The sequence below is a fragment of the Paenarthrobacter sp. JL.01a genome (assembly GCF_025452095.1).
Taxonomy (GTDB): Bacteria; Actinomycetota; Actinomycetes; order Actinomycetales; family Micrococcaceae; genus Arthrobacter.
In genome coordinates, this window is record NZ_CP104877.1 from 1,708,109 (window position 1) to 1,734,505 (window position 26,397).

16 protein-coding genes and 3 rRNA genes are annotated in these 26,397 nt (G+C 62.8%); 17 read left to right on the forward strand and 2 right to left on the reverse strand.

What is annotated here, in order from left to right:
• Window positions 1-13: 13 nt before the first annotated feature.
• Window positions 14-1,102, reverse strand: coding sequence for a fatty acid desaturase family protein (locus tag N5P29_RS08130; RefSeq protein WP_262278092.1), 1,089 nt, complete (start codon window positions 1,100-1,102; stop codon window positions 14-16).
• Window positions 1,103-1,271: 169 nt separating this feature from the next.
• Here N5P29_RS08130 and argC point away from each other — a divergent pair, with 169 nt between their 5' ends.
• From argC to N5P29_RS08175, 9 genes are all read left to right on the forward strand, one after another.
• Window positions 1,272-2,303, forward strand: a complete 1,032-nt coding sequence (gene argC / locus N5P29_RS08135; protein ID WP_262278093.1) for an N-acetyl-gamma-glutamyl-phosphate reductase — start codon at window positions 1,272-1,274, stop codon at window positions 2,301-2,303.
• Complete coding sequence (gene argJ / locus N5P29_RS08140) at window positions 2,300-3,466, forward strand: bifunctional glutamate N-acetyltransferase/amino-acid acetyltransferase ArgJ (protein ID WP_262278094.1); 1,167 nt, start codon at window positions 2,300-2,302, stop codon at window positions 3,464-3,466. Before argC ends, argJ begins: the two co-directional genes overlap by 4 nt.
• Before the next feature lie 9 nt (window positions 3,467-3,475).
• Entirely contained in the window at window positions 3,476-4,417 is a 942-nt protein-coding gene (gene argB / locus N5P29_RS08145) for an acetylglutamate kinase (RefSeq protein ID WP_144663083.1), read from the forward strand.
• Window positions 4,414-5,682, forward strand: coding sequence for an acetylornithine transaminase (locus tag N5P29_RS08150; protein ID WP_262278095.1), 1,269 nt, complete (start codon window positions 4,414-4,416; stop codon window positions 5,680-5,682). The genes argB and N5P29_RS08150 overlap by 4 nt, the downstream gene beginning before the upstream one ends.
• Window positions 5,679-6,680 carry an ornithine carbamoyltransferase gene (gene argF / locus N5P29_RS08155; RefSeq protein WP_144663085.1) on the forward strand — a complete coding sequence of 334 codons (1,002 nt, stop codon included), beginning with the start codon at window positions 5,679-5,681 and terminating at the stop codon, window positions 6,678-6,680. The genes N5P29_RS08150 and argF overlap by 4 nt, the downstream gene beginning before the upstream one ends.
• The gene (locus N5P29_RS08160; protein WP_144663086.1) at window positions 6,680-7,216 is read left to right on the forward strand and encodes an arginine repressor; all 537 of its coding nucleotides are present in this window, start codon (window positions 6,680-6,682) and stop codon (window positions 7,214-7,216) included. Before argF ends, N5P29_RS08160 begins: the two co-directional genes overlap by 1 nt.
• A 71-nt stretch (window positions 7,217-7,287) precedes the next feature.
• A complete protein-coding gene (locus N5P29_RS08165; protein ID WP_262278096.1) occupies window positions 7,288-8,493 on the forward strand; it encodes an argininosuccinate synthase in 1,206 nt (401 codons plus the stop codon).
• The gene (argH, locus tag N5P29_RS08170; RefSeq protein WP_262278097.1) at window positions 8,493-9,908 is read left to right on the forward strand and encodes an argininosuccinate lyase; all 1,416 of its coding nucleotides are present in this window, start codon (window positions 8,493-8,495) and stop codon (window positions 9,906-9,908) included. The genes N5P29_RS08165 and argH overlap by 1 nt, the downstream gene beginning before the upstream one ends.
• Window positions 9,909-9,985: 77 nt before the next feature.
• Window positions 9,986-10,732: a maleylpyruvate isomerase family mycothiol-dependent enzyme gene (locus N5P29_RS08175; RefSeq protein ID WP_262278098.1), complete on the forward strand. Its 747-nt coding sequence runs from the start codon at window positions 9,986-9,988 to the stop codon at window positions 10,730-10,732.
• A 435-nt stretch (window positions 10,733-11,167) separates the two neighbouring features.
• Here the strand turns inward: N5P29_RS08175 and N5P29_RS08180 are convergent, their stop codons facing one another.
• The gene (locus N5P29_RS08180) at window positions 11,168-12,697 is read right to left on the reverse strand and encodes an AlkA N-terminal domain-containing protein (RefSeq protein ID WP_262278099.1); all 1,530 of its coding nucleotides are present in this window, start codon (window positions 12,695-12,697) and stop codon (window positions 11,168-11,170) included.
• Between the two features lie 83 nt (window positions 12,698-12,780).
• On the opposite strand from N5P29_RS08180, the gene N5P29_RS08185 reads away from it, so the two are divergent.
• From N5P29_RS08185 to N5P29_RS08220, 8 genes are all read left to right on the forward strand, one after another.
• On the forward strand, window positions 12,781-13,449 hold the full coding sequence (locus N5P29_RS08185; RefSeq protein ID WP_262278100.1) for a DNA-3-methyladenine glycosylase: 669 nt from the start codon (window positions 12,781-12,783) through the stop codon (window positions 13,447-13,449).
• A gap of 90 nt (window positions 13,450-13,539) precedes the next feature.
• Window positions 13,540-15,768 (forward strand): HelD family protein, encoded by a 2,229-nt coding sequence (locus N5P29_RS08190; protein ID WP_262278101.1) that lies wholly within the window; start codon window positions 13,540-13,542, stop codon window positions 15,766-15,768.
• 37 nt (window positions 15,769-15,805) lie between these two features.
• Entirely contained in the window at window positions 15,806-17,116 is a 1,311-nt protein-coding gene (tyrS, locus tag N5P29_RS08195; protein WP_262278102.1) for a tyrosine--tRNA ligase, read from the forward strand.
• Window positions 17,117-17,875: 759 nt separating this feature from the next.
• Window positions 17,876-19,394, forward strand: a 16S ribosomal RNA gene (locus N5P29_RS08200).
• A gap of 515 nt (window positions 19,395-19,909) precedes the next feature.
• Window positions 19,910-23,053 (forward strand): 23S ribosomal RNA (locus tag N5P29_RS08205).
• Between the two features lie 150 nt (window positions 23,054-23,203).
• Window positions 23,204-23,320, forward strand: a 5S ribosomal RNA gene (rrf, locus tag N5P29_RS08210).
• The 16S, 23S and 5S rRNA genes sit together here, the layout of an rRNA operon.
• Window positions 23,321-23,595: 275 nt before the next feature.
• Window positions 23,596-25,413, forward strand: coding sequence for a hypothetical protein (locus tag N5P29_RS08215; RefSeq protein WP_262278103.1), 1,818 nt, complete (start codon window positions 23,596-23,598; stop codon window positions 25,411-25,413).
• Window positions 25,406-26,392, forward strand: a complete 987-nt coding sequence (locus N5P29_RS08220; protein ID WP_262278104.1) for an HAD-IIA family hydrolase — start codon at window positions 25,406-25,408, stop codon at window positions 26,390-26,392. Before N5P29_RS08215 ends, N5P29_RS08220 begins: the two co-directional genes overlap by 8 nt.
• Window positions 26,393-26,397: the final 5 nt, after the last annotated feature.

A 26,397-nucleotide genomic window follows, 5' to 3' on the forward strand; every position in this document is an offset into this window, starting at 1 on the left:
CCGTGTCGAACGCCTAGAAGCGTCCGTGCGTCGAGGCTACGGGGCAGTCGAAGCCGCGGCCGGCTGCCAGGCCAACGTCATTGAGGTACCGGACCACGATGCCGTAAGACTGCACCAGGGTTGTTTCGGTGTACGGGATGGCATGCTTGGCGCAGAATTCGCGCACAATCGCTGATGCTTTGTGCAGCTGGGGCCGCGCCATATCCGGGAACAGGTGGTGCTCCACCTGGCGGTTGAGACCGCCAAGAAGGAAATCCATGAAGCGTCCGCCGGAAATGTTGCGTGAAGTCAGGATCTGGCGGTTGAGGAAATCCACGCGGCTGTCCTTGGGCAGGACGGGCATGCCCTTGTGGTTGGGCGCGAACGAGGCCCCCATGTAGAAGCCATAGACCATGATTTGGACGCCAAGGAAGGCAAAGGCCATTCCTATGGGCAGGAAAGTGAAGGCCAGGACAGGGAGAGCGCTTAGCCGCGCCACGAGGATGGGAGTCTCAACCCAGCGGTGGCGAACGTTTTGCTTGCCGAAGACAAAGCGCAGTGAGTCGAACTGGAGGCTAAGTCCAAGCAACGTCAGGAGCGGGAAGAAGAACCAGCCCTGCTTCTTCGTCAGGAACGCCAGGCGGCCCTTGCGTTCAGCCGCGGCATCTTCGTGGAAGACCAAGGCGTTGTTCCGGATGTCGGGGTCCTTGGAGATGACGTTGGGATGGTTGTGGTGTGCGCCGTGCTTCTGTTCCCACCAGGAGTAGCTGATGCCGGCTACTCCAGTGGCAAGGAGCCGGGCCGACCAGTCGTTTGCGCGGCGCGAGGCGAAGATCTGCTTGTGCCCGGCCTCATGGGCCAGGAAGCTCAGCTGCGTGCACAGGATGCCGACGGCGGCAGCAATCAGGAGTTGATACCAGGACTCGCCGATCAGGGCGAAGCCGAGCCATGTTCCGGCCATGAGAAGCATGAGGGCCACGAAGACCCAGATGTAGAAGCCGCTGCGACGTTCAAGAAGCCCTGCTGCTTTGACGGACTTGAGGAGCTCTGAGTAGCTCTGGACAACCGGATTTGGCTGAATTGCGCGTGCTTTGGGGCGCTCAGCGGTGGACGTGGGTGCCATAAATGTGCCCCGTATCGCTAACGGGCAACGCTGCAGCCGACGTTCGGACTGCACGGTCTGGATCACCCTCCACTAAGCATACGCGCAATGTCCTGACAACTGTGACAGCGCACACGAGGGCATGCATAAATATCGGGCAGCGTGAATAATCTTGCTGTACAGTGGTGTCATGACTATTTCTGTTGCCGTCTCCGGTGCCAGCGGCTACGCCGGGGGAGAAGTGCTGCGCCTGTTGGCGAACCATCCCAACGTCACCATCGGTGCGATCACCGCGCACAGCAACGCCGGTTCCAGACTAGGGGAGTTGCAGCCGCATCTCCATGGTTTGGCAAGCCGGATCCTGGAAGAGACCACGGTGGAGAACCTGTCCGGTCACGACGTCGTGTTCCTTGCCCTGCCGCACGGAACCTCCGCCGGGATCGCGGCGCAGTTGCCCGAAGGCACGGTAGTCATCGACGCCGGGGCGGACCACCGTTTGCAGGACGCGGCAGCCTGGGAAAAGTTCTACGGCTCCGAGCACGCGGGCACCTGGCCCTACGGGCTGCCGGAACTTCCGGGCCAGCGTGAGGCGCTCAAGGGCGCCAAGCGGATCGCCGTCCCTGGCTGCTACCCGACGTCGGCTCTGCTCGCTTTGACGCCCGGGTTCGCCAACAACCTTCTCCTGACGGACGACGTCGTCATCGTTTCCGCCTCCGGTACCTCGGGCGCCGGCAAGGCGGCCAAGGTCAACCTGATCGGTTCGGAGGTCATGGGTTCCATGAGCCCCTACGGCGTGGGTGGCGGTCATCGCCACACGCCGGAAATCGAACAAGGGCTCAGCAACGTCGCCGGCGAACCCGTCACGGTGTCCTTTACCCCGACCCTCGCCCCCATGAGCCGAGGCATCCTCACGACGGCCACGGCCAAGGTTGGTCACGGCGTCACCGAAGCCGAGTTGCGCCAGGCGTGGGCAGATGCTTACGACGACGAGCCGTTTGTCCACCTGCTGCCCGAAGGCCAGTGGCCCACCACCAAGTCGGTGCAGGGGTCAAACCACGCGGTCATGCAGCTTGCGTTCGATGCCCACGCGGGCCGTGTGATTGTCACTTGCGCCATAGACAACCTGACCAAAGGGACCGGCGGCGGAGCCGTGCAGTCCATGAACATTGCCCTCGGCCTGGATGAAACAGCCGGCCTGAACCTGCAGGGAGTTGCACCGTGACCATTACCGCCCCCAAGGGATTCCGTGCCGCTGGCATCAAGGCCGGCATCAAGGCCTCCGGCAAACCCGATCTGGCACTCGTCATCAACGATGGCCCCTCCAAGGCCGCCGCTGCAGTCTTCACCTCCAACCGGGTGGCAGCAGCGCCCGTGCACTGGTCCCGCCAAGTGGTCAGCGACGGCCGCGTAGACGCCGTTGTGCTGAACTCCGGTGGAGCCAATGCCTGCACAGGCCCGCAGGGCTTCCAGAACACCCATGCCACGGCCGAGAAAGTGGCAGAAGTGCTGGGAGTCTCAGCTTCCGACGTCGTCGTGTGCTCAACCGGGCTGATCGGCGAGCAGCTGCCCATGGACAAGATCCTTCCGGGCGTCGAGGCAGCCGCCAAGGAGCTCAGCGAGGACGGCGGTGCCGCTGCCGCAACCGCCATCATGACCACCGACAGCGTCTCCAAGGAAGCCGTCTTCACCGGCAAGGACGCTGAGGGCAAACCGTACACAGTAGGCGGGATTGCCAAGGGCGCGGGCATGCTCGCCCCGGGGCTGGCCACCATGCTGGTGGTGCTGACGACGGACGCTGAAGTACCGGCCAATGAGCTCGATGTTGTGCTTCGCGACGCCACACGCGTCACGTTCGACCGGGCCGATTCGGACGGCTGCATGTCCACGAACGACACGGTGGTGCTGTTGGCCTCCGGCGCCTCCGAAGCACTGCCGTCGGCAGAGCAGTTGACCGAAGCGGTGACCGCCGTGTGCGCCGAACTGGCCCGCAAGCTCATTGGCGACGCAGAAGGTGCCAGCCACGACATCGCCATCCGGACCTTCAATGCTGCCAGTGAACGCGACGCCGAAATCGTCGGACGCTCGGTGGCCCGCTCCAACCTCTTCAAGGCCGCGATCTTCGGCAAGGACCCAAACTGGGGCCGGGTGCTGTCCGCAGTAGGAACCACGGACGCCGTGTTCGAAGCCGACCAGCTCAACGTTGCCATGAACGGCATCCAGATCTGCCGCAACGGTGCCATCGGCGATGACCGTAACCTGGTGGACTTGGAGCCACGCGAAGTTCTCGTGGAAATCGATTTGCAAGCCGGAGACGCCGAGGCGACCATCTGGACCAACGACCTCACGCACGACTACGTGCATGAGAACAGCGCGTACTCGAGCTAAGGGATGACGATGACTGCGCATACCCGCGAGAACACGTCCATGAGTGCAGCCCAGGACAAAGCGGCAACACTGATCGAGGCCTTGCCATGGATCCAGCGTTTCGCCGGAACCACCATGGTGATCAAGTACGGTGGCAACGCGATGGTGAACGATGACCTTCGCCGCGCCTTCGCCGAAGACATTGTGTTCCTCCACCACGTCGGCATCCACCCGGTGGTTGTCCACGGTGGCGGCCCGCAGATCAACTCCATGCTCGGCAGGCTCGGTATCGAGTCCGAGTTCAAGGGCGGCCTGCGGGTCACTACCCCCGAAGCCATGGATGTTGTCCGCATGGTCCTCACGGGCCAGGTGGGACGCGAACTCGTTGGCCTCATCAACTCCCATGGCCCGTACGCCGTCGGCATGTCCGGCGAAGACGGCGGGCTCCTGCGTGCCGTGCGCACCGGCACCGTGGTGGACGGCGAGGAAGTGGACCTTGGCCTGGTTGGCGAAGTCGTGGGCGTGGATCCAGCAGGTATCAAGGACATCCTAGACGCCGGTCGCATCCCCGTGATCTCCACCGTCGCCCCGGAAATCACTGAGGACGGCAACGGCTTCCAGACCACCGGCCAGGTCCTCAACGTCAACGCCGATACCGCCGCGGCTGCCGTCGCGTCAGCCTTGGGGGCCTCCAAGCTGGTCATCCTGACCGACGTCGAAGGCCTCTACGCCAACTGGCCGGACAAATCCTCGCTGATTTCCTCGCTGACCGCTTCAGAGCTCCGCGACATGCTCCCCAAACTCGAATCCGGCATGATCCCCAAGATGGCCGCCTGCCTGAAAGCCATCGACGAAGGCGTGGAGCGCGCCCATATTGTCGACGGCCGCCTGGCGCACTCGATGCTGTTGGAGACCTTTACGACAGCGGGCATAGGCACCCAAGTAGTACCCGACGAGGACGTGAACGCATGAGCACCAATGAAGCAGCAGTGGTCGAAACCCCGGCCGATGCCATCACCGGCCACAGCACCGGTGCCGACTGGCTGGCCCGGTACTCGACGTCCCTGATGGGCGTCTTCGGCACCCCGCAGCGGGTCCTGGTCCGTGGCGCGGGCTGCCTGGTGTGGGACGCTGACGGCAAGGAGTACCTGGACCTCCTCGGCGGCATCGCAGTGAACGCACTGGGCCATGCCCACCCGTTCGTCACCTCGGTCATTTCCAGCCAACTGGCCATACTGGGGCACGTATCCAATTTCTTCACGAGCCCAACGCAGATCGCGCTCGCTGAAAAGCTGCTGGAACTGGCCAAGGCTCCGACAGGCTCCAAGGTCTTCTTCGCCAACTCCGGCACGGAGGCCAACGAAGCCGCTTTCAAACTGGCCCGCCGGAACAACGGCGATGGCAAGCGCACAAAGATCATCGCCCTTGAAGGCGCGTTCCACGGACGGACCATGGGTGCCCTGGCGCTCACGGCAAAAGAGGCCTACCGTGCGCCTTTCGAGCCTCTGCCCGGTGGCGTGGTCCACGTTCCGTTCGGTGACATCGAGGCCCTGCGTGCCGCCGTCGACGATTCCACCGCGGCCGTGTTCCTGGAACCGATCCAGGGTGAAGCGGGCGTCCGGCCCCTCAGCGCCGAATACCTGCAGGCGGCACGCGAGGCCACCACCGCGGCCGGAGCACTCCTCATCCTTGACGAAGTCCAGACAGGCATCGGCCGGACCGGCAAGTGGCTGGCAAGCGAAGACGCAGGCATCGTTCCCGACGCCGTCACGCTCGCCAAGGGCCTTGGCGGCGGCTTCCCGATCGGCGCCCTGCTCACGTACGGAAGTACGACGTCGGCCCTGCTCACCGCCGGGCAACACGGCACCACCTTCGGTGGAAATCCGGTGGCCACTGCCGCCGCCCTGGCCACCCTGCATGCCATTGAAACCCAGGGCGTGCTGCAGCACGTCACCTCGGTTGGCGAGTACCTTCGCGAGGGGATTGCCGCCGTCGAGGGCGTTACCCAAGTCCGTGGCGAAGGTCTGCTGATCGGCTTCGACGTCGACTCGGACATCGCCTCCGCCATGGTGACTGCCGGCCTTGACGCGGGCTTCATCATCAACAGTCCCGGTCCCCGGACCATCCGCCTGGCGCCGCCGCTCATCCTGACCACCGAACAGGCTGACCGTTTCCTGGCAGCCCTGCCTGCCTTGATTGCTACGGCCACCGCCACCACCGCTAAGGACGCACAGTGAGCATTTCCACCCGTCACTTCCTCAAGGACACTGACCTCAGCCCGGCCGAACAAGCCGAAGTGCTTGAGTTGGCCGCTCGGATGAAGGCAGCGCCGTACAGCGTGCAACCTTTCGCGGGCGAAGGCAACGGCCGCAAGACGGTCGCCGTGATCTTCGACAAGACCTCCACCCGCACGCGTGTCTCTTTCGCGACCGGTATTGCCGACATGGGCGGCAACGCCCTCATCATCAACCCAGGTGAAGCCCAGATCGGCCACAAGGAGTCCGTAGAGGACACCGCGAAGGTCCTGGAGCGCATGGTGTCCACCATCGTGTGGCGCACCGGCGCCCACTCGGGTCTGGTGGCAATGGCGGAGAACTCCAAGGTCCCCGTCATCAACGCGCTGTGCGACGACTACCACCCGTGCCAACTCCTGGCCGACCTCCTGACCGTCAAGGAACACAAGGGGGAGTTGGCCGGACTGACCATGGCCTACCTGGGCGATGCCGCCAACAACATGGCGAACTCATACCTGCTGGCCGGCGTCACGGCGGGAATGCACGTCCGGATTTCCGGTCCGGAGGGCTACCTTCCGGCCGCTGACATCGTGGCCGCAGCGGAAGAACGGGCTGCCGAAACCGGTGGGTCCGTGCTGATCACGAGCGACGCTGCCGAGGCCCTCAAGGGTGCCGACGTCGTGGCCACCGACACGTGGGTGTCCATGGGCCAGGAGGCGGAGAAAGAAGCCCGCCTTCAGTTGTTCCGCGAATACTCCGTGGACGAGGCAGCCATGGCACAGGCTGCGCCGGACGCCGTCGTGCTCCACTGCCTCCCGGCCTACCGCGGCTACGAGATTTCGGCGGGTGTCATCGACGGTCCGCAGTCCATCGTTTGGGACGAGGCCGAGAACCGCCTCCACGCCCAGAAGGCGCTCATGGCCTGGCTGATGCACCGTTCCGGTCTTGCGTTCGTCGAGGGCCTCGCCCCCGTCGAAGGAACCGGCGAGAGCACGTTCTAGTGTCCACCAACCCGTCCGTTCCGGGCGCCAGCCCGGCCACCAAGACCGCCCGACAGGCACGCATCACAGCGATCCTGACGGGTGAGTCCGTGCGTTCCCAGGCAGAGCTTGCAGCCCTGCTGGCTGACGACGGCGTCCAGGTCACCCAAGCCACGCTCTCCCGCGACCTTGTGGAACTTGGCGCGGTGCGGGTCCGTGGCAAGGATGGAGCATTGGTCTACGCGGTCCCGGGGGAGGGCGGGGACCGGAACGCCAAGAGCGGCGTTACCCAGGAAATTCTCGATGCCCGGCTCACACGGCTGTGCGGGGAACTGCTGGTTACGGCGGAGGCTTCGGGCAACATCGCTGTGCTCCGTACGCCTCCGGGAGCCGCCAACTTCCTGGCACTTGCGATCGACCACTCCGTGATGCCGTCGGTATTGGGTACGATCGCAGGCGACGACACTGTGATGTTGGTGTCCAGAGACGCTGACGGTGGGGCGGAACTGGCGGCCCGCTTTCTGCAGATGGCCGAGGAAGCCGGCCCCGGCAACTGACTGATTTCCACGGCACTGATTCACACAGCATTAGATTCGAATGAACCAAGCAACAACAAAGGAGCACTCTCGTGACTGAGCGCATTGTTCTGGCCTACTCCGGTGGCCTTGATACGTCCGTAGCCATCGGCTGGATCGGTGAAGCCACCGGCGCCGAGGTCATCGCCGTGGCGGTCGACGTCGGACAGGGCGGCGAGTCCCTGGAGACCATCCGCCAGCGCGCCCTCGGTTGCGGCGCCGTCGAGGCTTACGTCGCCGATGCCCGTGACGAGTTTGCCAACGAATACGCGATGCCCACCTTGAAGGCCAACGCCCTCTACCAGGGCCACTACCCGCTGGTCTCGGCCATCTCCCGCCCGGTCATCGTCAAGCACCTTGTCAAGGCCGCCCGCGAATTCGGCGCCACGACAGTTGCCCACGGCTGTACGGGCAAGGGCAACGACCAGGTCCGCTTTGAAGTCGGCATCCAGACCCTCGGCCCGGACCTGAAGTGCATCGCACCTGTCCGCGACCTCGCCCTGACCCGCGACAAGGCCATCGCCTTCGCCGAGGAAAAGGGACTGCCGATCGAGACCACCAAGAAGAACCCGTACTCGATCGACCAGAACGTCTGGGGACGCGCCGTCGAGACCGGCTACCTCGAGGACATCTGGAACGCGCCCACCAAGGACATCTACGACTATACCGCCACCCCGGAATTCCCGCCGGCGCCGGATGAGGTCATCATTTCCTTCCAGGCCGGCGTGCCGGTAGCGATCGACGGCGTCAAGGTCACCCCGCTGCAGGCCATCCAGGAACTGAACCGTCGCGCAGGTGACCAGGGTGTTGGCCGGATCGACGTCGTCGAAGACCGCCTGGTGGGCATCAAGTCCCGCGAAATCTACGAAGCTCCGGGCGCCATGGCGCTGATCACCGCGCACAAGCACCTCGAGGACATCACGATCGAGCGTGAGCAGGCCCGTTTCAAGGCCACCGTTGGCCAGCGCTGGGCCGAACTCGTGTACGACGGACAGTGGTTCTCCCCGCTCAAGCGTTCCCTGGACGCCTTCATTGAGGACACCCAGAAGTACGTTTCCGGTGACATCCGCATGGTCCTCCACGGTGGCCAGGCCATCGTCAACGGCCGCCGTTCCGACACCTCGCTGTACGACTTCGACCTCGCCACCTACGACACCGGCGACACCTTCGACCAGTCCATGGCCCGCGGCTTCATCGAGCTGTGGGGCATGTCCTCCAAGGTTGCCTCGGGCCGCGACCTGCGGGTTGCAGGACAGTAATGACGTCGGCAACAAATGAGGGTGCTCTGTGGGGTGGCCGGTTCGCCGGCGGCCCCGCGGATGCGCTGGCCGCGCTGAGCAAGTCCACGCACTTCGACTGGCGGCTGGCCCGTTACGACATCGCCGGTTCCAAGGCGCACGCGCGCGTGCTGCACAAGGCCGGACTGCTCGATGACGCCGAACTTGAAGGCATGCTGGCAGCGCTCACGCAGCTGGATGAGGATGTCGCCAGCGGCGCCTACCTTCCCGCCGAGAGCGACGAGGACGTCCATGGTTCCCTGGAACGTGGACTGATCGAGCGTGCCGGTACCCAGTTGGGCGGCAAACTCCGTGCAGGCCGTTCCCGCAACGACCAGGTGGCCACCCTTGGCCGCATGTTCCTGCGGGACCACGCGCGGATCATTGCCCAGGGTGTCCTCGCCACGGTTGACGCGTTGGTGGAGCAAGCCAAAGCGCATCATGGTGTGGCAATGCCCGGCCGCACGCACCTGCAGCACGCCCAGCCTGTGCTGCTGAGCCACCACTTGCTGGCGCACGCCTGGGCGCTGTTGCGCGATGTGCAGCGGCTCCAGGACTGGGACAAGCGTGCCGGTGTTTCGCCGTACGGCTCCGGTGCGTTGGCGGGATCCTCGCTGGGCCTCGACCCGGAGGCAGTCGCCGCGGACCTCGGCTTCTACTCGGCCGTCCACAACTCGATCGATGGCACTGCCTCCCGCGACGTCTTCGCCGAGTTCGCCTGGGTGTGCTCGATGATCGGCGTCGACCTTTCCCGGATCTCCGAGGAAGTCATCTTCTGGGCCACCAAGGAGTTCTCCTTCGTCACCCTGCATGACTCGTATTCCACCGGGTCCTCGATCATGCCGCAAAAGAAGAACCCGGACGTTGCAGAGTTGGCGCGCGGCAAGGCAGGACGCCTCATCGGCAACCTGACCGGGCTGCTCGCCACCCTCAAGGGCCTGCCGCTCGCGTACAACCGCGACCTGCAGGAAGACAAGGAACCCGTGTTCGATGCCGCGGACACCCTGGAGCTCCTGCTCCCCGCCGTGTCCGGCATGATCGCCACGCTGACATTCAACACCGAGCGTATGGAGTCCTTGGCACCCCAGGGCTTCGCGTTGGCCACCGACATTGCCGAATGGCTCGTCCGCCAGGGCGTCCCCTTCCGCGAGGCCCACGAGCTCTCCGGTGCTGCCGTCAAGCAGGCCGAGAGCCGCGGGGTGGAGCTGTGGGATCTGACTGACGACGAGTATGCAGCGATTTCGGAGCACCTGACCCCCGAAGTCCGCACTGTGCTCAGCACCGAAGGTTCGCTCAACAGCCGCAACTCGCAGGGCGGAACAGCACCGGCCGCCGTCGAACGCCAGCTTGCGGCACTTGAAGCGGAACTGGACGCGGCGCGCTCTTACGCATCGTAGCTTTCGTACCAGCAGAGCGGGATGATGCCTATGGGCGTCATCCCGCTCCGCGTTTAAGGGTGCATTAGCATGGCCCTATGACCGTGATCACAGCTGAAACGCTGCCCGCAGAGCTTCACAAAGCCGCCGGCAACCTCACCCGCCTCCTGGCCAAGATGGACGAAGCATCCGTCACTGAACCGTCGGAACTTCCCGGCTGGACGCGGGGGCACGTGCTGGCGCACCTGACCGGTATTGCCAACGCCATGGCGCGGCAGCTGGAGTACGCGCGGCGCGGCGAAAAGATCGAACTGTACGACGGCGGCATGGAAGGCCGCACGAAGGCGATCAACCTCGCCGCGGGACACAGCTTGGGCGAGCACACGGCGTCCGTCACCACGGCGGTTGATTCGGCGCTTGCAGCGTTCGACGCTGTGGGTCCGGACGGCTGGCAGGCGCGCATCAGCTACCGTGACGGAACAGTGCTCGACGGCGGCCTGGCGCTGTGGCGCGAACTGACCATCCATGCGTCGGATCTTGGATTGGGTTTCGGTCCGGAGACGTGGAGCCGGTCATTCTGCGAGCACCTGTTCGATTTCCTCTCGGCAAGGGTCCCGGGGGAGTACAAGTTCGTGCTCCAACCAGCCGGCCTGCCGCCACGGACACTTGGCAGCGGAGGAACGTCCATTGCGATCACAGGCATGATCACGGATATCGCCGCATGGCTGGCGGGCAGGGAACCGAGCCTGGGTTCACTCCGCGCCACTGCAGCGGCCGACGGCGTGGACCTCCCCGAGCTCCTTCCCTGGCCCGCCGGAGTCCCCGCAGAGCCAACCACCCGGTAATCCCGCACCCTCTCTCACATTCCCCCGGTTTGATCCGCACCCTCGCTCATGTTCCCGGGGGTTTGGTCCGCACCCTCGCTCATGTTCCCGGGGGTTTGGTGCGCACCCTCGCTCATGTTCCCGGGGGTTTGGTGCGTACCCTCGCTCATGTTCCCGGGGTTTCGTGGGCACGCTCGCTCATGTTCCCGGGGTTTGGTGCGTACCCTCGCCCACGTTCTCGGGGGTTTGGTGGGCACGCTCGCTCATGTTCCCGGGGTTTGGTGCGTACCCTCGCCCACGTTCCCGCCGTTGCGCGGTAGCCGTTCGACGCCGGGGGCCGCCTCGGTATGTGAGCGAGGGTTGGGTGGAAGGCCTCGGGATGTGAGTGAGGGTTGGGTGGAAGGTGGGGGGATGTGAGCGAGCGTTGGGCGGAAGATGGGGGGATGTGAGTGAGCGTCAGCGCTTCGCGGCAGCCCGCCACAAGTGCATCGTGGCGTACGAGCGCCAGGGACTCACGTCCCGGAAATCGGTGCTGAGCCCGAAGCCGGCAGGCAGCGCCTTGAGGCCGTTACGTGCAGCGGCGTCGTTGGCGAGGAAGACATCGGGCGCGCCCAGTACCCGCATGGCAACGTAGCCTACTGTCCATGGACCCACTCCGGGCAGCGGAAGAAGTTTGCGTCCCAGGCTTTCGAGGTCGTCGCCGTAACCGAAATCAAGAGTGCCTGCGGCCATCGCCTCGGCCACGGCAATGATGGAGTCGATGCGGCGCTGCGGTCCCCGCAGCAGGGCGCGACCATGTTCGGCGATTTCTGCCGCCGTCGGAAACAGCCGGTCCGGACCGGACACGGTGCCTTCTGCGCGTGAGCCCGCTACTGACAACTGCGTCAGGGCAGTCCGGGCCGCAGCGACCGTGATCTGTTGCCCGATCATCGCCCGGATCAGCAGCTCTTGCGGATCGACTGCTCCGGGAACCCTGATCCCGGCGGTGGCCCTCACCGTATTCGCGAGCCGGGGGTCCAGGGCCAGGGCATCATCGATGGCCTCCGGATCCGCATCCAGGTCGAAGAGCCTCCGCACCCGGCTCAACAGGGCAGGAAGGTCATGCAGGTCCACAGCTGAGGCGGTCAAACGCAATGGTTTGCCGGGCAATGAAGGGCTGTAGGTGACGGTGAACGACGCCGTACCACGCGGGAGCCGCAGGGTGCGGCCGTAGCTCCGTGTGCCGGGGGCAGTTCCGGCGGTTCCATCTTCAGCCGCTTCGATGCCCGGAACCGCACGCACGGCCAGGAAGTCGAAGATCCCTGGGTCGAACGGTTTCCGATACGGCAGGTTAAGTGTCAGCGTGGCGGGTGCCGCCCCCGAGGCGGACGGTGCCCCCGCGGCCCGGACGGCCGTGCCCCGAGCCGCCGTGCCCCGAGCCGCCGTGACCCGAGCCGCCGTGCCCCGAACCGCCGTCGGGGTCATGGCGAAGACCTCGCCGATGGTGTCGTTGAATTGCCGGATGCTGTTGAACCCCGATGCGAAGGCCACGTCCGCAAGTGGCATGTCGGTGGAGACCAGCAGTGTCCTGGCTGTCTGGGCCCTGCTGGCCCGCGCCAGGGAAAGCGGGCCGGCGCCCAGCTCGTGCCCGAGGATGCGGTTGAGCTGCCGTGCCGAGTAGCCCAACCGACGTGCCAGGCCGTCGACCCCTTCGCGGGTGATGACGCCGTCGTTGATCAACCGCATGGCGCGCCCGGCGACGTCCGAGCGCAGGTTCCAGGCAGGGGTCCCCGGTACGGCTTCGGGCAGGCAACGCTTGCACGCGCGGTACCCTGCCTCGTGGGCGGCGGCCGAGGTTTCGTAGAAGGTGACGTTCGCGGCTTTTGGCGTGCGGGCCGGGCACGATGGCCGGCAGTAGATGCCCGTGGAACTGACCGCCGTGAAGAATTGGCCATCGAAGCGGGTGTCGCGGGCGTCGATCGCCTTGTAGCGCTGCCAGAAGTCCATGGCTTCATCCTTCCAGCCGCAGGAGGAGACATCTAGCGGAAATCGGACATGGCCGTTCCCGGCATTTTGCTAGGGTCGAGGACATGGGTTGGTCATCGGAGGAAGGGATCAGCGATCCCGCGGCAGTGCGCACGTTTCTTGAGGGAGACCCACGCGTCGTTGCACCGCTCATCCTCGGGGCCGTCCTGACGCACCACTCGGACGCCGGCCCGGTTTCGGTGCGGCTGACGGAGGTGGAAGCCTACATGGGCCCGCGGGACTCCGAGCACCCGGACCCCGGCTCACACACTTTCGGAGGCCCGACGGCGAGGAACGCGCCGATGTTCGGGCCGGCAGGGTTCCTCTATGTCTACTTCACCTACGGCATGCACTACTGCGCGAACATTGTGTGCGGCCCGGACGGCAAAGCGTCCGCCCTGCTTCTGAGGGCCGGTGAGATTGTCGACGGCGAAGGCCTCGCCACGTTACGGCGGCCGGCCTCCAAAGCACCCAAGGATCTGGCCAGCGGCCCGGCACGGCTCGCTTCCGCGCTCGGGTTGACGACGGCGGACACAGGCCGTGACGCGCTCGCCGAACCGTTCGGCCTCTGGTTGCCAGGGTCCCCGGCACCTGCCGTCGTCAGTGGCCCCCGCGTAGGAGTGGCCGGGCCCGGAGGAAGCACCGAATATCCGTGGCGTTTCTGGATCGAGGACGACCCCACGGTGTCCAGGTACAAGGCGGCCCGGCCCCGGAAAAGCTCCGTTGCCCCCTAATGTGATCCGTCGGGGAGGTTGTACCCCGCACGTTTACCAAAATCGCTGTAGAATGGTAGGTCTGTCTTTTGCGATAGGGGTTACGGTTCGATGCACGACGCTGATTTGGTCCACGAGCAGGAATACGTTGCCGGGCTCTACGCCCGGCTCGATGAGCTGCGCGCCGAAAAGCGCGCCCAGCTGGCGCAGGTGCGCAAGGCCGGCGCGGTAGGAACCATGCAGAACGTCTCAGAGCGGGATGCGTTCGCGGCTCTGTACGAGGACCGGCTGGCCCAGCTCGACGCCGTCGACGACCGCTTGGTCTTTGGCCGCTTGGACCTTGATTCGGGTGAGGCGCAATACATCGGCCGCATTGGGCTGTCCACGGCCGATCTCCAGCGCCTCATGGTGGACTGGCGCGCTCCCGAAGCGGGCCATTTCTACCAGGCGACCGCCTTTGACCGGCAGGGCGTGCGTCGTCGTCGCCATCTGATCCTTCAAGGTCGTGACGTCAAGGCCATCGAGGACGACGTCCTGGATGCAGGAATGCTCGCGGACAACGACTCCTTGCAGGGTGAGGGCGCCCTGCTGGCGGCATTGAACTCCAAGCGCACCGGCCGCATGTCGGACATTGTCGGCACCATCCAGTCCGAACAGGACCGGATCATCCGCTCGTCCATCTCCGGGGCCCTCGTTGTCCAGGGTGGTCCGGGCACCGGCAAGACCGCTGTTGCCCTGCACCGTGCCGCCTACCTGCTGTATACCCACCGCGAACGGCTCAAGAGCGCGGGTGTGCTGCTGGTAGGCCCGTCGTCGTCCTTCATGCACTACATCGAACGTGTGCTGCCGTCCCTGGGCGAGACAGGTGTGGTCATGGCCAGCCTGGGCCGCCTTATGCCAGGTATCCACGCCGTGCCAGAAGAAAACGCCGACGTCGCGGCGCTCAAGGGCAAACTGGACATGGCAAAGGTCGTGGCCAACGCTGTAGCCAACCGGCAGCGTACGCCGGCCGAAGACCGCATCCTGGAAGTCGACTCGCGGAAGCTGACGCTCACTGTGCGCCAGGTCCGCCGGGCCCGTGAAAAGGCCCGCGCCACGGGCAAGCCGCACAACGAGGCACGGCTTACCTTCGTGAAGATCCTGCTTCGCGAACTCACGGAACAACTCACGGACCTGGTTGAGGAATCGAACATCGGCAACAATGCCGACCGCGCCTACCTCGCCGAGGACGTCCGCTCTGCCCGGGATGTCCGCATCGCGCTGAACCTGTGCTGGATGCCGATGACGCCGGAGAAGCTCATCTCGGAGCTCTTCAGCAAGCCCGCCATCCTTGAAGCCTGCACGCCGCACCTGACTCCGGAACAGCGATCGTTGCTCCAGCGGCCTGTTGACGCGCCCTGGACCGAGGCGGACGTTCCGCTTCTGGACGAGGCTGCCGAACTCCTCGGTGAGCTGGATCCGGCAGCCGGCAGGGGACTGGCCCAGCAGGAAGCTGACCGGGCGCGCGACCTCGCCAACGCCAAGCAGACGCTGGTCAACATGGCTTCCATGGGCGTCGATGTCCTGGTCACGGCCGAAGAACTCGCAGAGCAGAACCAGGAACGCGAAAGTCGCCTCACGGCCGCCGAGCGCGCTACGAGCGACCGGTCGTGGGCGTTCGGACACATCGTGGTTGACGAGGCCCAGGAACTTTCGCCCATGCAATGGCGGCTCTTGGTGCGCCGCTGCCCGCTGAAGTCCTTCACCATCGTCGGCGACATCGCGCAAACGAGTGCAGCAGCTGGTGCCAATTCGTGGCAGAGTGCGCTGGCGCCGTCGTTCGGTGACCGCTGGACGCTGGAGGAGCTGACGGTCAACTACCGCACGCCCAGCCAGATTGCTGAGGCCGCAGTCCGCATGGCCAACCGGGCAGGGCTCGTGGTCTCGGCACCTAAGGCCGTGCGTGAAGGCAAATGGTCGCCCATCATCGACCGCGTGGACGCTGGGGGCATAGTGCAGCGCCTGGTTGAAGTCCTGCCGGAGGAACTGGAAGCGATCGACGGCGGCCTGCTGGCCGTCATTGCCGACGGTCCCTTGCTGCCCCAGGCAACCGCTGCGCTCAAGGAGGTCTACGGACACCGTATCGGCGCCGGTGCAGGCAGCTACGAGCAGGACATCGTGGTGATCAGTCCCAAGGAAGCGAAGGGGCTGGAATTCGACGGCGTTGTGGTCCTGGAACCGGCTGCCATGCTCAACCACGAGCACGGCAAGGTAGGGGACCTGTACGTTGCCATGACGCGTGCCACGCAGCGGCTGCGCCTGATTGCGGCGGCACCCGTGCCCGCCGGCATTGAGCGCTAGGCAAACCGGTATCCGCAATCCTGCTAACTTAGATCTCGTGTCACACGTAAACAACATCGAGTCCCAGCACAACGATCCAGCCTTTGCCAACATCTGGCAGGAGCTCAAATGGCGCGGCCTGGTCCACGTTTCCACTGATGAAACTGAACTGGAAAAACTGCTCGCCGGGGACCCGATCACCTATTACTGTGGCTTCGATCCCACTGCGCCGTCGCTGCACCTGGGCAACCTCGTGCAATTGTTGCTGATGCGTCGCCTCCAGTTGGCCGGCCACAAGCCACTCGGCTTGGTGGGCGGCTCCACCGGCCTCATCGGCGACCCGCGTCCGACGGCGGAACGCACCTTGAACACCAAGGAAACCGTGACGGAGTGGGTGGGTTACCTGCAGGGCCAGGTGCGTCGTTTTCTCAGCTTTGAGGGCGGGAACGCAGCGCGCATGGTGAACAACCTTGACTGGACTGCTCCGCTGAGTGCCATTGACTTCCTCCGGGAGATCGGCAAGCACTTCCGCGTGGGCACCATGTTGCGCAAGGATGCCGTGGCGTCGCGCCTGAACTCGGACGAGGGCATCAGCTACACCGAGTTCAGCTACCAGATCCTGCAGGGGATGGACTACCTCCAGCTTTTCCGCGACTACGGTTGCGCCCTGCAGACCGGCGGTTCAGACCAATGGGGCAACCTCACCAGCGGAACCGAGCTCATCCGCAAGGTCGAGGGCAAGAGCGTTCATGCCCTGGGAACGCCGCTGATCACCAACTCCGACGGCACCAAGTTCGGCAAGTCCGAGGGCAACGCCATCTGGTTGGACCCCGAAATGTGCAGCCCGTACACGTTCTACCAGTTCTGGTTGAACACGGCCGATGCTGACGTGGTGGACCGGCTCAAGGTGTTCACGTTCCTTTCCCGTGCTGAGATCGAAGCTTTGGGGGAGTCCGTGGCTGAGCGCCCGTTTGCCCGTGAAGGCCAGAAGAAGCTTGCGTACGAAGTGACCTCGCTGGTCCACGGAGTCGAGGCAACCGAGAAGGTGATTGCTGCCTCCGCGGCTGTCTTCGGTAACGGTGACCTGTCCGTGCTCGATGAGCCGACACTCGCCGCGGCCACCGCAGAGCTTCCGTCGGCCAAGATTGGCAGCGATTCGTTGGGGATCATCGACCTCCTCGTCGCCTCCGGTCTTTCCGACAGCAAGTCCGCCGCACGCCGCACCGTCGGTGAGGGGGGCGCGTACGTCAACAACGCCAAGATTTCAGACCCCGACGCCGTCATTGACCAGGACCAACTGCTTCACGGCCGCTACTTGCTGCTTCGCAGGGGCAAGAAGAACCTGGCCACTATCGAGGTTTCCGCCTAGGGCACCCCGATGTGAAGCCCTGAAGGGGCCGGCAACCGCTATGGTTGCCGGCCCTTTTTGCGTTTCAGGACCCTCTCTCACGTTCCCGGGGTTTGGTACGGACGCTCGCTCATGTTCCCCCGGATTCGGTGCTGATGCTCGCTCACGTGGGTGTTCGACGGCGGGTGGTTGGGTTGCTTGGTCGGTTGGTGTGATGGGGTTCACGGGCCGTGTTTTGGCTGGGTTTCGGGTGATTTTGGGGTGGTGTGGGCTGGTTTGGCTTGTGTTTGCGGGGTTTTTGAGTGGCGTGGGGGTGGATTTGTGTTGGGTGTTGGGGGCGTGTAATGTCTTCTGAGTCGCCGCGAGTGAGACAGCTTGGAGCTGGGAACTGCGGAGGCCAACCCCCTTGATGACAGCCTGAAAATGGTGCGCTTTTGAGTGTACTGGTGCCGGGTGGGGGCCGAGGATTTGATCTGGAGTCGCGGTAGCGCTGATTTGCCAAGATCTGGTTGTTCGGGTAAGTTTGAAAAGTTGCTTCGGAGCGATCCAGTGGCCCTGTGGGGTTGGTGGTGGTGCCGGTAGTGTCTGTTGTTTGAGAACTCAATAGTGTGCCAAGTTTGTTGATACCGATTGTTTTTTGATTGGTTGAAATTTATGCCAGTACTGTCGCGCACCCCCGTGTGTGGTGGTCTGGTTTTCAGCTGGTTTCGAATTTTGTGCAGCCGCGTTCTTGCCGTTATTTCCGGTGGGTGTGGTTGTGTCTGTTTGATTTGTTTTACTTCAACGGAGAGTTTGATCCTGGCTCAGGATGAACGCTGGCGGCGTGCTTAACACATGCAAGTCGAACGATGATCCCAGCTTGCTGGGGGATTAGTGGCGAACGGGTGAGTAACACGTGAGTAACCTGCCCTTGACTCTGGGATAAGCCTGGGAAACTGGGTCTAATACCGGATATGACTCCTCATCGCATGGTGGGGGGTGGAAAGCTTTTGTGGTTTTGGATGGACTCGCGGCCTATCAGCTTGTTGGTGGGGTAATGGCCTACCAAGGCGACGACGGGTAGCCGGCCTGAGAGGGTGACCGGCCACACTGGGACTGAGACACGGCCCAGACTCCTACGGGAGGCAGCAGTGGGGAATATTGCACAATGGGCGAAAGCCTGATGCAGCGACGCCGCGTGAGGGATGACGGCCTTCGGGTTGTAAACCTCTTTCAGTAGGGAAGAAGCGTAAGTGACGGTACCTGCAGAAGAAGCGCCGGCTAACTACGTGCCAGCAGCCGCGGTAATACGTAGGGCGCAAGCGTTATCCGGAATTATTGGGCGTAAAGAGCTCGTAGGCGGTTTGTCGCGTCTGCTGTGAAAGACCGGGGCTCAACTCCGGTTCTGCAGTGGGTACGGGCAGACTAGAGTGCAGTAGGGGAGACTGGAATTCCTGGTGTAGCGGTGAAATGCGCAGATATCAGGAGGAACACCGATGGCGAAGGCAGGTCTCTGGGCTGTAACTGACGCTGAGGAGCGAAAGCATGGGGAGCGAACAGGATTAGATACCCTGGTAGTCCATGCCGTAAACGTTGGGCACTAGGTGTGGGGGACATTCCACGTTTTCCGCGCCGTAGCTAACGCATTAAGTGCCCCGCCTGGGGAGTACGGCCGCAAGGCTAAAACTCAAAGGAATTGACGGGGGCCCGCACAAGCGGCGGAGCATGCGGATTAATTCGATGCAACGCGAAGAACCTTACCAAGGCTTGACATGAACCGGTAATACCTGGAAACAGGTGCCCCGCTTGCGGTCGGTTTACAGGTGGTGCATGGTTGTCGTCAGCTCGTGTCGTGAGATGTTGGGTTAAGTCCCGCAACGAGCGCAACCCTCGTTCTATGTTGCCAGCGGTTCGGCCGGGGACTCATAGGAGACTGCCGGGGTCAACTCGGAGGAAGGTGGGGACGACGTCAAATCATCATGCCCCTTATGTCTTGGGCTTCACGCATGCTACAATGGCCGGTACAAAGGGTTGCGATACTGTGAGGTGGAGCTAATCCCAAAAAGCCGGTCTCAGTTCGGATTGGGGTCTGCAACTCGACCCCATGAAGTCGGAGTCGCTAGTAATCGCAGATCAGCAACGCTGCGGTGAATACGTTCCCGGGCCTTGTACACACCGCCCGTCAAGTCACGAAAGTTGGTAACACCCGAAGCCGGTGGCCTAACCCTTGTGGGGGGAGCCGTCGAAGGTGGGACCGGCGATTGGGACTAAGTCGTAACAAGGTAGCCGTACCGGAAGGTGCGGCTGGATCACCTCCTTTCTAAGGAGCTGCTTACAATCTGTTGTCCCTGCCTGCATGGGTGGGGGTGTGGTTGTCAGTGTTGCCCATTGCGCAGGCGTTTGTTCTGCGGTGGGTGCTCATGGGTGGAATATCAACGAATCATTTTTTTGGCATGGCCTTTGCGGTGGTGTCCTGGTGCTAGTACGGCGGTCCTTCGGGGTTGTTGGGAACGTGTCCGGGGTGTTGGTTGTGGGGGTTGTGTTTGGCGCACTGTTGGGTCCTGAGGCAACAGGACCTTTTTGCAGCAATGCATTGGAGACTGGTGTTTCTTTTGTTCCTGCTTCCGGTACTGCCGTGTTCCCTTGTTGGGGGTGTGGTGGTCTGGTTGATGGGGTTGTTGTTTGAGAACTACATAGTGGACGCGAGCATCTGAGACACACGCACTTGTGTGTGTGTTTCTACAGCAATTTCTTTTTGATGAACCTGGCCTTTTGTGGTCGTGGTTCTCTCGAGTAGTTGATGCATCATGATCGGGCGTTTTGTTCGATGTGTGTGGTCAAGTTTTTAAGGGCACACGGTGGATGCCTTGGCATTAGGAGCCGAAGAAGGACGTAGGAATCTGCGATAAGCCTGGGGGAGTTGATAACCGAGCGTTGATCCCAGGATGTCCGAATGGGGAAACCCCGCACAACGCTGCAAGGTGATTGTGTGACCCGCATCTGAACACATAGGGTGCGTGGGGGGAACGCGGGGAAGTGAAACATCTCAGTACCCGCAGGAAGAGAAAACAAGAGTGATTCCGTTAGTAGTGGCGAGCGAACGCGGATCAGGCTAAACCGTTTCCATGTGTGATAGCCGGCGGGCGTTGCATGGGCGGGGTTGTGGGACTTTCCGTTCTGGTTCTGCCGGGCCAGTGAGGTGAGAGTGCGTGCATAGGTGAACGGTCTTGAAAGGCCGGCCAGAGAGGGTGTGAGCCCCGTAACCGTAATGTTGTGTGCCGCCTGGAGAGTATCCCAAGTAGCACGGGGCCCGAGAAATCCCGTGCGAATCTGTCAGGACCACCTGATAAGCCTAAATACTTCCTAATGACCGATAGCGGACCAGTACCGTGAGGGAAAGGTGAAAAGTACCCCGGGAGGGGAGTGAAACAGTACCTGAAACCGTGTGCTTACAATCCGTCGGAGCAGCCTTTGTAGTTGTGACGGCGTGCCTTTTGAAGAATGAGCCTGCGAGTTAGTGTTACGTCGCGAGGTTAACCCGTGTGGGGTAGCCGTAGCGAAAGCGAGTCTGAACAGGGCGAGTGTAGTGGCGTGATCTAGACCCGAAGCGGAGTGATCTACCCATGGCCAGGTTGAAGCGACGGTAAGACGTCGTGGAGGACCGAACCCACTTCAGTTGAAAATGGAGGGGATGAGCTGTGGGTAGGGGTGAAAGGCCAATCAAACTCCGTGATAGCTGGTTCTCCCCGAAATGCATTTAGGTGCAGCGTTGCGTGTTTCTTGCCGGAGGTAGAGCTACTGGATGGCCGATGGGCCCTACAAGGTTACTGACGTCAGCCAAACTCCGAATGCCGGTAAGTCAGAGCGCAGCAGTGAGACTGTGGGGGATAAGCTTCATAGTCGAGAGGGAAACAGCCCAGACCACCAACTAAGGCCCCTAAGCGTGTGCTAAGTGGGAAAGGATGTGGAGTTGCGAAGACAACCAGGAGGTTGGCTTAGAAGCAGCCATCCTTGAAAGAGTGCGTAATAGCTCACTGGTCAAGTGATTCCGCGCCGACAATGTAGCGGGGCTCAAGTACACCGCCGAAGTTGTGGATTTCACACAGTACCCTAGCCTTCGTGGTTCAGGGGTGTGGAGTGGTAGGGGAGCGTCGTGTGGGCAGTGAAGTCGCGGTGGAAACCAGCGGTGGAGCCTACACGAGTGAGAATGCAGGCATGAGTAGCGAAAGACGGGTGAGAAACCCGTCCGCCGAATGATCAAGGGTTCCAGGGTCAAGCTAATCTGCCCTGGGTAAGTCGGGACCTAAGGCGAGGCCGACAGGCGTAGTCGATGGACAACGGGTTGATATTCCCGTACCGGCGAAAAACCGCCCATGCCAAGCGGGGGATACTAACCGCCCGGAGCCTGCCCGCTCACCCTTGTGGTGTTGTGGGTTTTGGCCGAGCGCGGGACCTGATCCCGGGAGGTAAGCGTATTAACAGGTGTGACGCAGGAAGGTAGCCGGGCCGGGCGATGGTTGCCCCGGTCTAAGGATGTAGGGTCAGGGATAGGCAAATCCGTTCCTGTGTGTTTCGAGCACGATCCTGAGATCTGATGGGACCCCCGTTCGGGGGGATCCGGTGATCCTATGCTGCCTAGAAAAGCATCGACGCGAGGTTTTAGCCGCCCGTACCCCAAACCGACACAGGTGATCAGGTAGAGAATACCAAGGCGATCGAGAGAATTATGGTTAAGGAACTCGGCAAAATGCCCCCGTAACTTCGGGAGAAGGGGGGCCTGCCCCGTGATGGAGACTTGCTCTCCGTGAGCGGGTGTGGGCCGCAGAGACCAGGGGGAAGCGACTGTTTACTAAAAACACAGGTCCGTGCGAAGTCGCAAGACGATGTATACGGACTGACTCCTGCCCGGTGCTGGAAGGTTAAGAGGACCGGTTAGCTCTTCGGAGCGAAGCTGAGAATTTAAGCCCCAGTAAACGGCGGTGGTAACTATAACCATCCTAAGGTAGCGAAATTCCTTGTCGGGTAAGTTCCGACCTGCACGAATGGAGTAACGACTTCCCCGCTGTCTCAACCATAAACTCGGCGAAATTGCAGTACGAGTAAAGATGCTCGTTACGCGCAGCAGGACGGAAAGACCCCGAGACCTTTACTATAGTTTGGTATTGGTGTTCGGAGTGGCTTGTGTAGGATAGGTGGGAGACGTTGAAGCCCGGACGCCAGTTCGGGTGGAGTCATCGTTGAAATACCACTCTGGTCACTTTGGACATCTAACTTCGGCCCGTGATCCGGGTCAGGGACAGTGCCTGATGGGTAGTTTAACTGGGGCGGTTGCCTCCTAAAAAGTAACGGAGGCGCCCAAAGGTTCCCTCAGCCTGGTTGGCAATCAGGTGTCGAGTGTAAGTGCACAAGGGAGCTTGACTGTGAGAGAGACATCTCGAGCAGGGACGAAAGTCGGGACTAGTGATCCGGCGGTACATTGTGGAATGGCCGTCGCTCAACGGATAAAAGGTACCTCGGGGATAACAGGCTGATCTTGCCCAAGAGTCCATATCGACGGCATGGTTTGGCACCTCGATGTCGGCTCGTCGCATCCTGGGGCTGGAGTAGGTCCCAAGGGTTGGGCTGTTCGCCCATTAAAGCGGTACGCGAGCTGGGTTTAGAACGTCGTGAGACAGTTCGGTCCCTATCCGCTGCGCGCGCAGGAAATTTGAGAAGGGCTGTCCTTAGTACGAGAGGACCGGGACGGACGAACCTCTGGTGTGTCAGTTGTACTGCCAAGTGCACCGCTGATTAGCTACGTTCGGATGGGATAACCGCTGAAAGCATCTAAGCGGGAAGCTCGCTTCAAGATGAGATTTCCATACACAATTTGTGTGAGAGGCCCCCAGCCAGACCACTGGGTTGATAGGCCGGATGTGGAAGCGAGGACTAACGACTCGTGAAGCTGACCGGTACTAATAGGCCAACAACTTACACCACACACAACACACTGCACGCGTCCACTATGTGGTTCCCAACCAACAACCCACCAGTTGAAACAGGAACCAACAACTAAATAACAACACCACAGTTGTAACCAACAGTCTTCCCACCCCCACCACACAAGAGCGGGGGAACGGGTAACAAGGTTACGGCGGTCATAGCGTGGGGGAAACGCCCGGTCCCATTCCGAACCCGGAAGCTAAGACCCACAGCGCCGATGGTACTGCACCCGGGAGGGTGTGGGAGAGTAGGACACCGCCGGACACACATTCAGAAAGGCCCCAACCACGACGGTTGGGGCCTTTCGACATTAACAACCAGTTCTGGAAGCAGCCAGGCAAGGCGCCCAAGCCCTTGTGAGACTTGCCACGGGGCGCCCCAAAGGGCTCTCTGAGGTTCGGGGCTGTGGCGTCTTCGAATAGAATTGCATAAGACATACGAGTCGGCGGTTCAGAGCCACCGGCGGCGTGACAACGAAATAAGGGTTATGAGCGACTACGCACGCGCCAGTGGTCGGCTCGCAACAGGAGGAATCCACCATGGCTGAGCACAACGGCGGCAATCGCGGCGGCAATCGCGGAAACTTCGGCGGTAACAAGGACGGCCGCGGGTCGTTCCGCGCCAACAACAATTCCGGAGGGGACCCCAGGGGCTTCCGTTCCAGGGAAAACCGGGATGGCAATGATCGTCCTTCCCGTGACGGTGAGCGCCGGTCGTTCGGTAATGACCGTGGCGATCGCAAGCCGTTCGGCGACCGTCCCGAGCGAGGTGCCCGGAACTTCGATGGTCCCCGCCGCGACAGCAACGACCGCAAGCCCTTCGGTGATCGCGGAGACCGCGCGGATCGTCCGGCCCGTGACGGTGAGCGTCGTTCGTTTGGCAGTGACCGCGGCGACCGCGGTGACCGCAGGCCTTTCAGCAACGACCGCAAGCCCTTCGGTGATCGCGGAGACCGCGCGGATCGTCCGGCCCGTGATGGTGAGCGTCGTTCGTTTGGCAGCGATCGCGGTGACCGTAAGCCGTTCGGTGACCGTCCTGAGCGTGGTCCGCGGAACTTCGATGGTCCCCGCCGCGACAGCAATGACCGCAGGCCCTTCAGTAACGACCGCAAGCCTTTCGGCGACCGCGCGGATCGTTCGGCCCGTGATGGTGACCGCCGTTCGTTCGGCGGTGACCGCAACGACCGCGGTGACCGTAAGCCATACGGTGACCGTCCTGAGCGTGGTCCCCGGAACTTCGATGGTCCCCGCCGCGACAACGACCGCAGGCCCTTCAATAACGACCGGAAACCCTTCGGCGACCGTGGTGATCGTCCGGCCCGTGACGGTGACCGCCGTTCCTTCGGCAATGACCGCGGCAACTCCTGGGAAGAACGCCCCGCCCGTGTTCCCAACGCCAAGGACATCCGCAGCTCGAACCGTCCCGACCGCGAACGTTCTCCCGAGATCGACGAGGATGTCACGGGTAAGGAACTGGACCGTGCCACAGGCCACCAGATCAAGACCCTCGAAGAGCAGAGTGCCGGCTGGGTCGCCAAGCACCTGGTCATGGCCGGCCGCTTGATCGACGTTGAACCGGAGCTGGCCTTCCAGCACGCCTTGGCCGCCAGTCGTCGTGGAGGCCGTCTCTCCGCTGTCCGTGAGGCAGTAGGTCTCACCGCCTACGCTGCCGGACACTACGGCGAGGCCCTGCGCGAATTCCGGACCTACCGCCGCATCAGTGGATCCAACGTCCACCTGCCGGTGATGGCCGACTGCGAGCGTGGCCTTGGCCGTCCTGACCGTGCATTGGACATGGTGCGCTCTCCTGAAGCCCAGGATCTGGATGCCCCGGGCAAGGTGGAGTTGGCGATTGTGGCTTCCGGTGCCCGGGCCGACCTTAACCAGCTTGAAGCAGCTGTCAGCGAGCTCGAGATCCCGCAGCTGGATATCAATCGGGCTTTCTCCTACAGCCCCCGGCTCTTCCGCGCTTACGCTGAAGCGTTGAACGCTGTGGGCCGTGCGGAGGAGGCGGACAAGTGGGCCCGCCAGGCCGTGGTCGCCGAGAACGCTTTGGGCGTCGGAGAATTTGCCGAGCCTGAAATTCTTGACCTTGGTTGGGACGAGCAGGAAGAAGAAGCCGCGCGTAAGCCGCGCTTCCAGAAAGCGGCCCAGGAGACCGACGTCGTGCAGCCTGAAGCCGAAACGGTCATCGCGGAAGCTGCCGCGGCTGACGTAGCCCACGATGACGTTGAACTCGATGACGCCGAGTCGGACTACTTTGAGTCCGATGACGCCGAATCGGACATTGACTCTGCCGAAGACGACGAAGAAGCAGAAGAAGCAGACAACGAGGGCACTGACACCCGGCATGGCTGATTCACTGATCTCATCCTTTGATGCTGTCCTCTCCGATCTGGATGGCGTGGTCTACGCGGGACCGCACGCCATCCCCGGCGCAGTCGAAGCCTTGCAACGGCTGGACTCGGTGGGGGTGGGCCTCGGGTACGTGACCAACAACGCCTCCAGGACCCCGGCCCAGGTCGCAGCGCACCTGCGAGAGTTGGGCGCTCCGGCGGAGGACCATCAAGTGGTGAGTTCATCGCAGGCGGCAGGGGAGCTCCTTGCGTCCATGCTGCCTGCGGGTGCGCATGTGCTGATCACGGGCAGCGCGGCCTTGGCCCACGAGATCGAACTTGTGGGACTCAAGCCCGTCCACAGCGCGGCTGAGGCCCCTGTTGCAGTCGTTCAGGGATTCAATCCCGAGATCGGCTGGAAGGATCTGGCCGAAGCGTCGTATGTGGTCGCAGGAGGTGCCATGTGGTTCGCCACCAACACGGACATGTCCATTCCGCAAGCACGCGGCATCGCTCCGGGCAACGGGACGCTGGTGGCAGCCGTCGCTGCAGCTACCGGCAAGACCCCCCTCGTCGCAGGGAAGCCGGAGGCGCCCCTCTTCCACGCTGCCGCCAAACGGCTTAAGGCCCAACGGCCGCTGGTGGTCGGTGACCGCCTTGACACGGACATCCTCGGAGGCAACCGCGCGGGATTCGCGACGGCCGCAGTGCTCACAGGCGTTGATACCACCGGTACCATCCTGGCAGCCCGTACGGATGAACGCCCCGACTTCCTGCTTGCGGACCTGGAGGGACTCTACGCCCCCTATCCCGCCATTACGGACGACGGCGGCACGTTCCATTGCGGTGCAGCTTCGGCTGCCGCTGTGGACGGCACAGTGACTGTGATCGGGCATGAGGACGACCTCGACGCCTGGCGCGCGGCCTGCGCTGCGTGGTGGGCGGCCGTTCCCGACGCCGCGGAAGCGACAGCGCCGCAGGTGGAATGGCGTACTCACTAGACTGG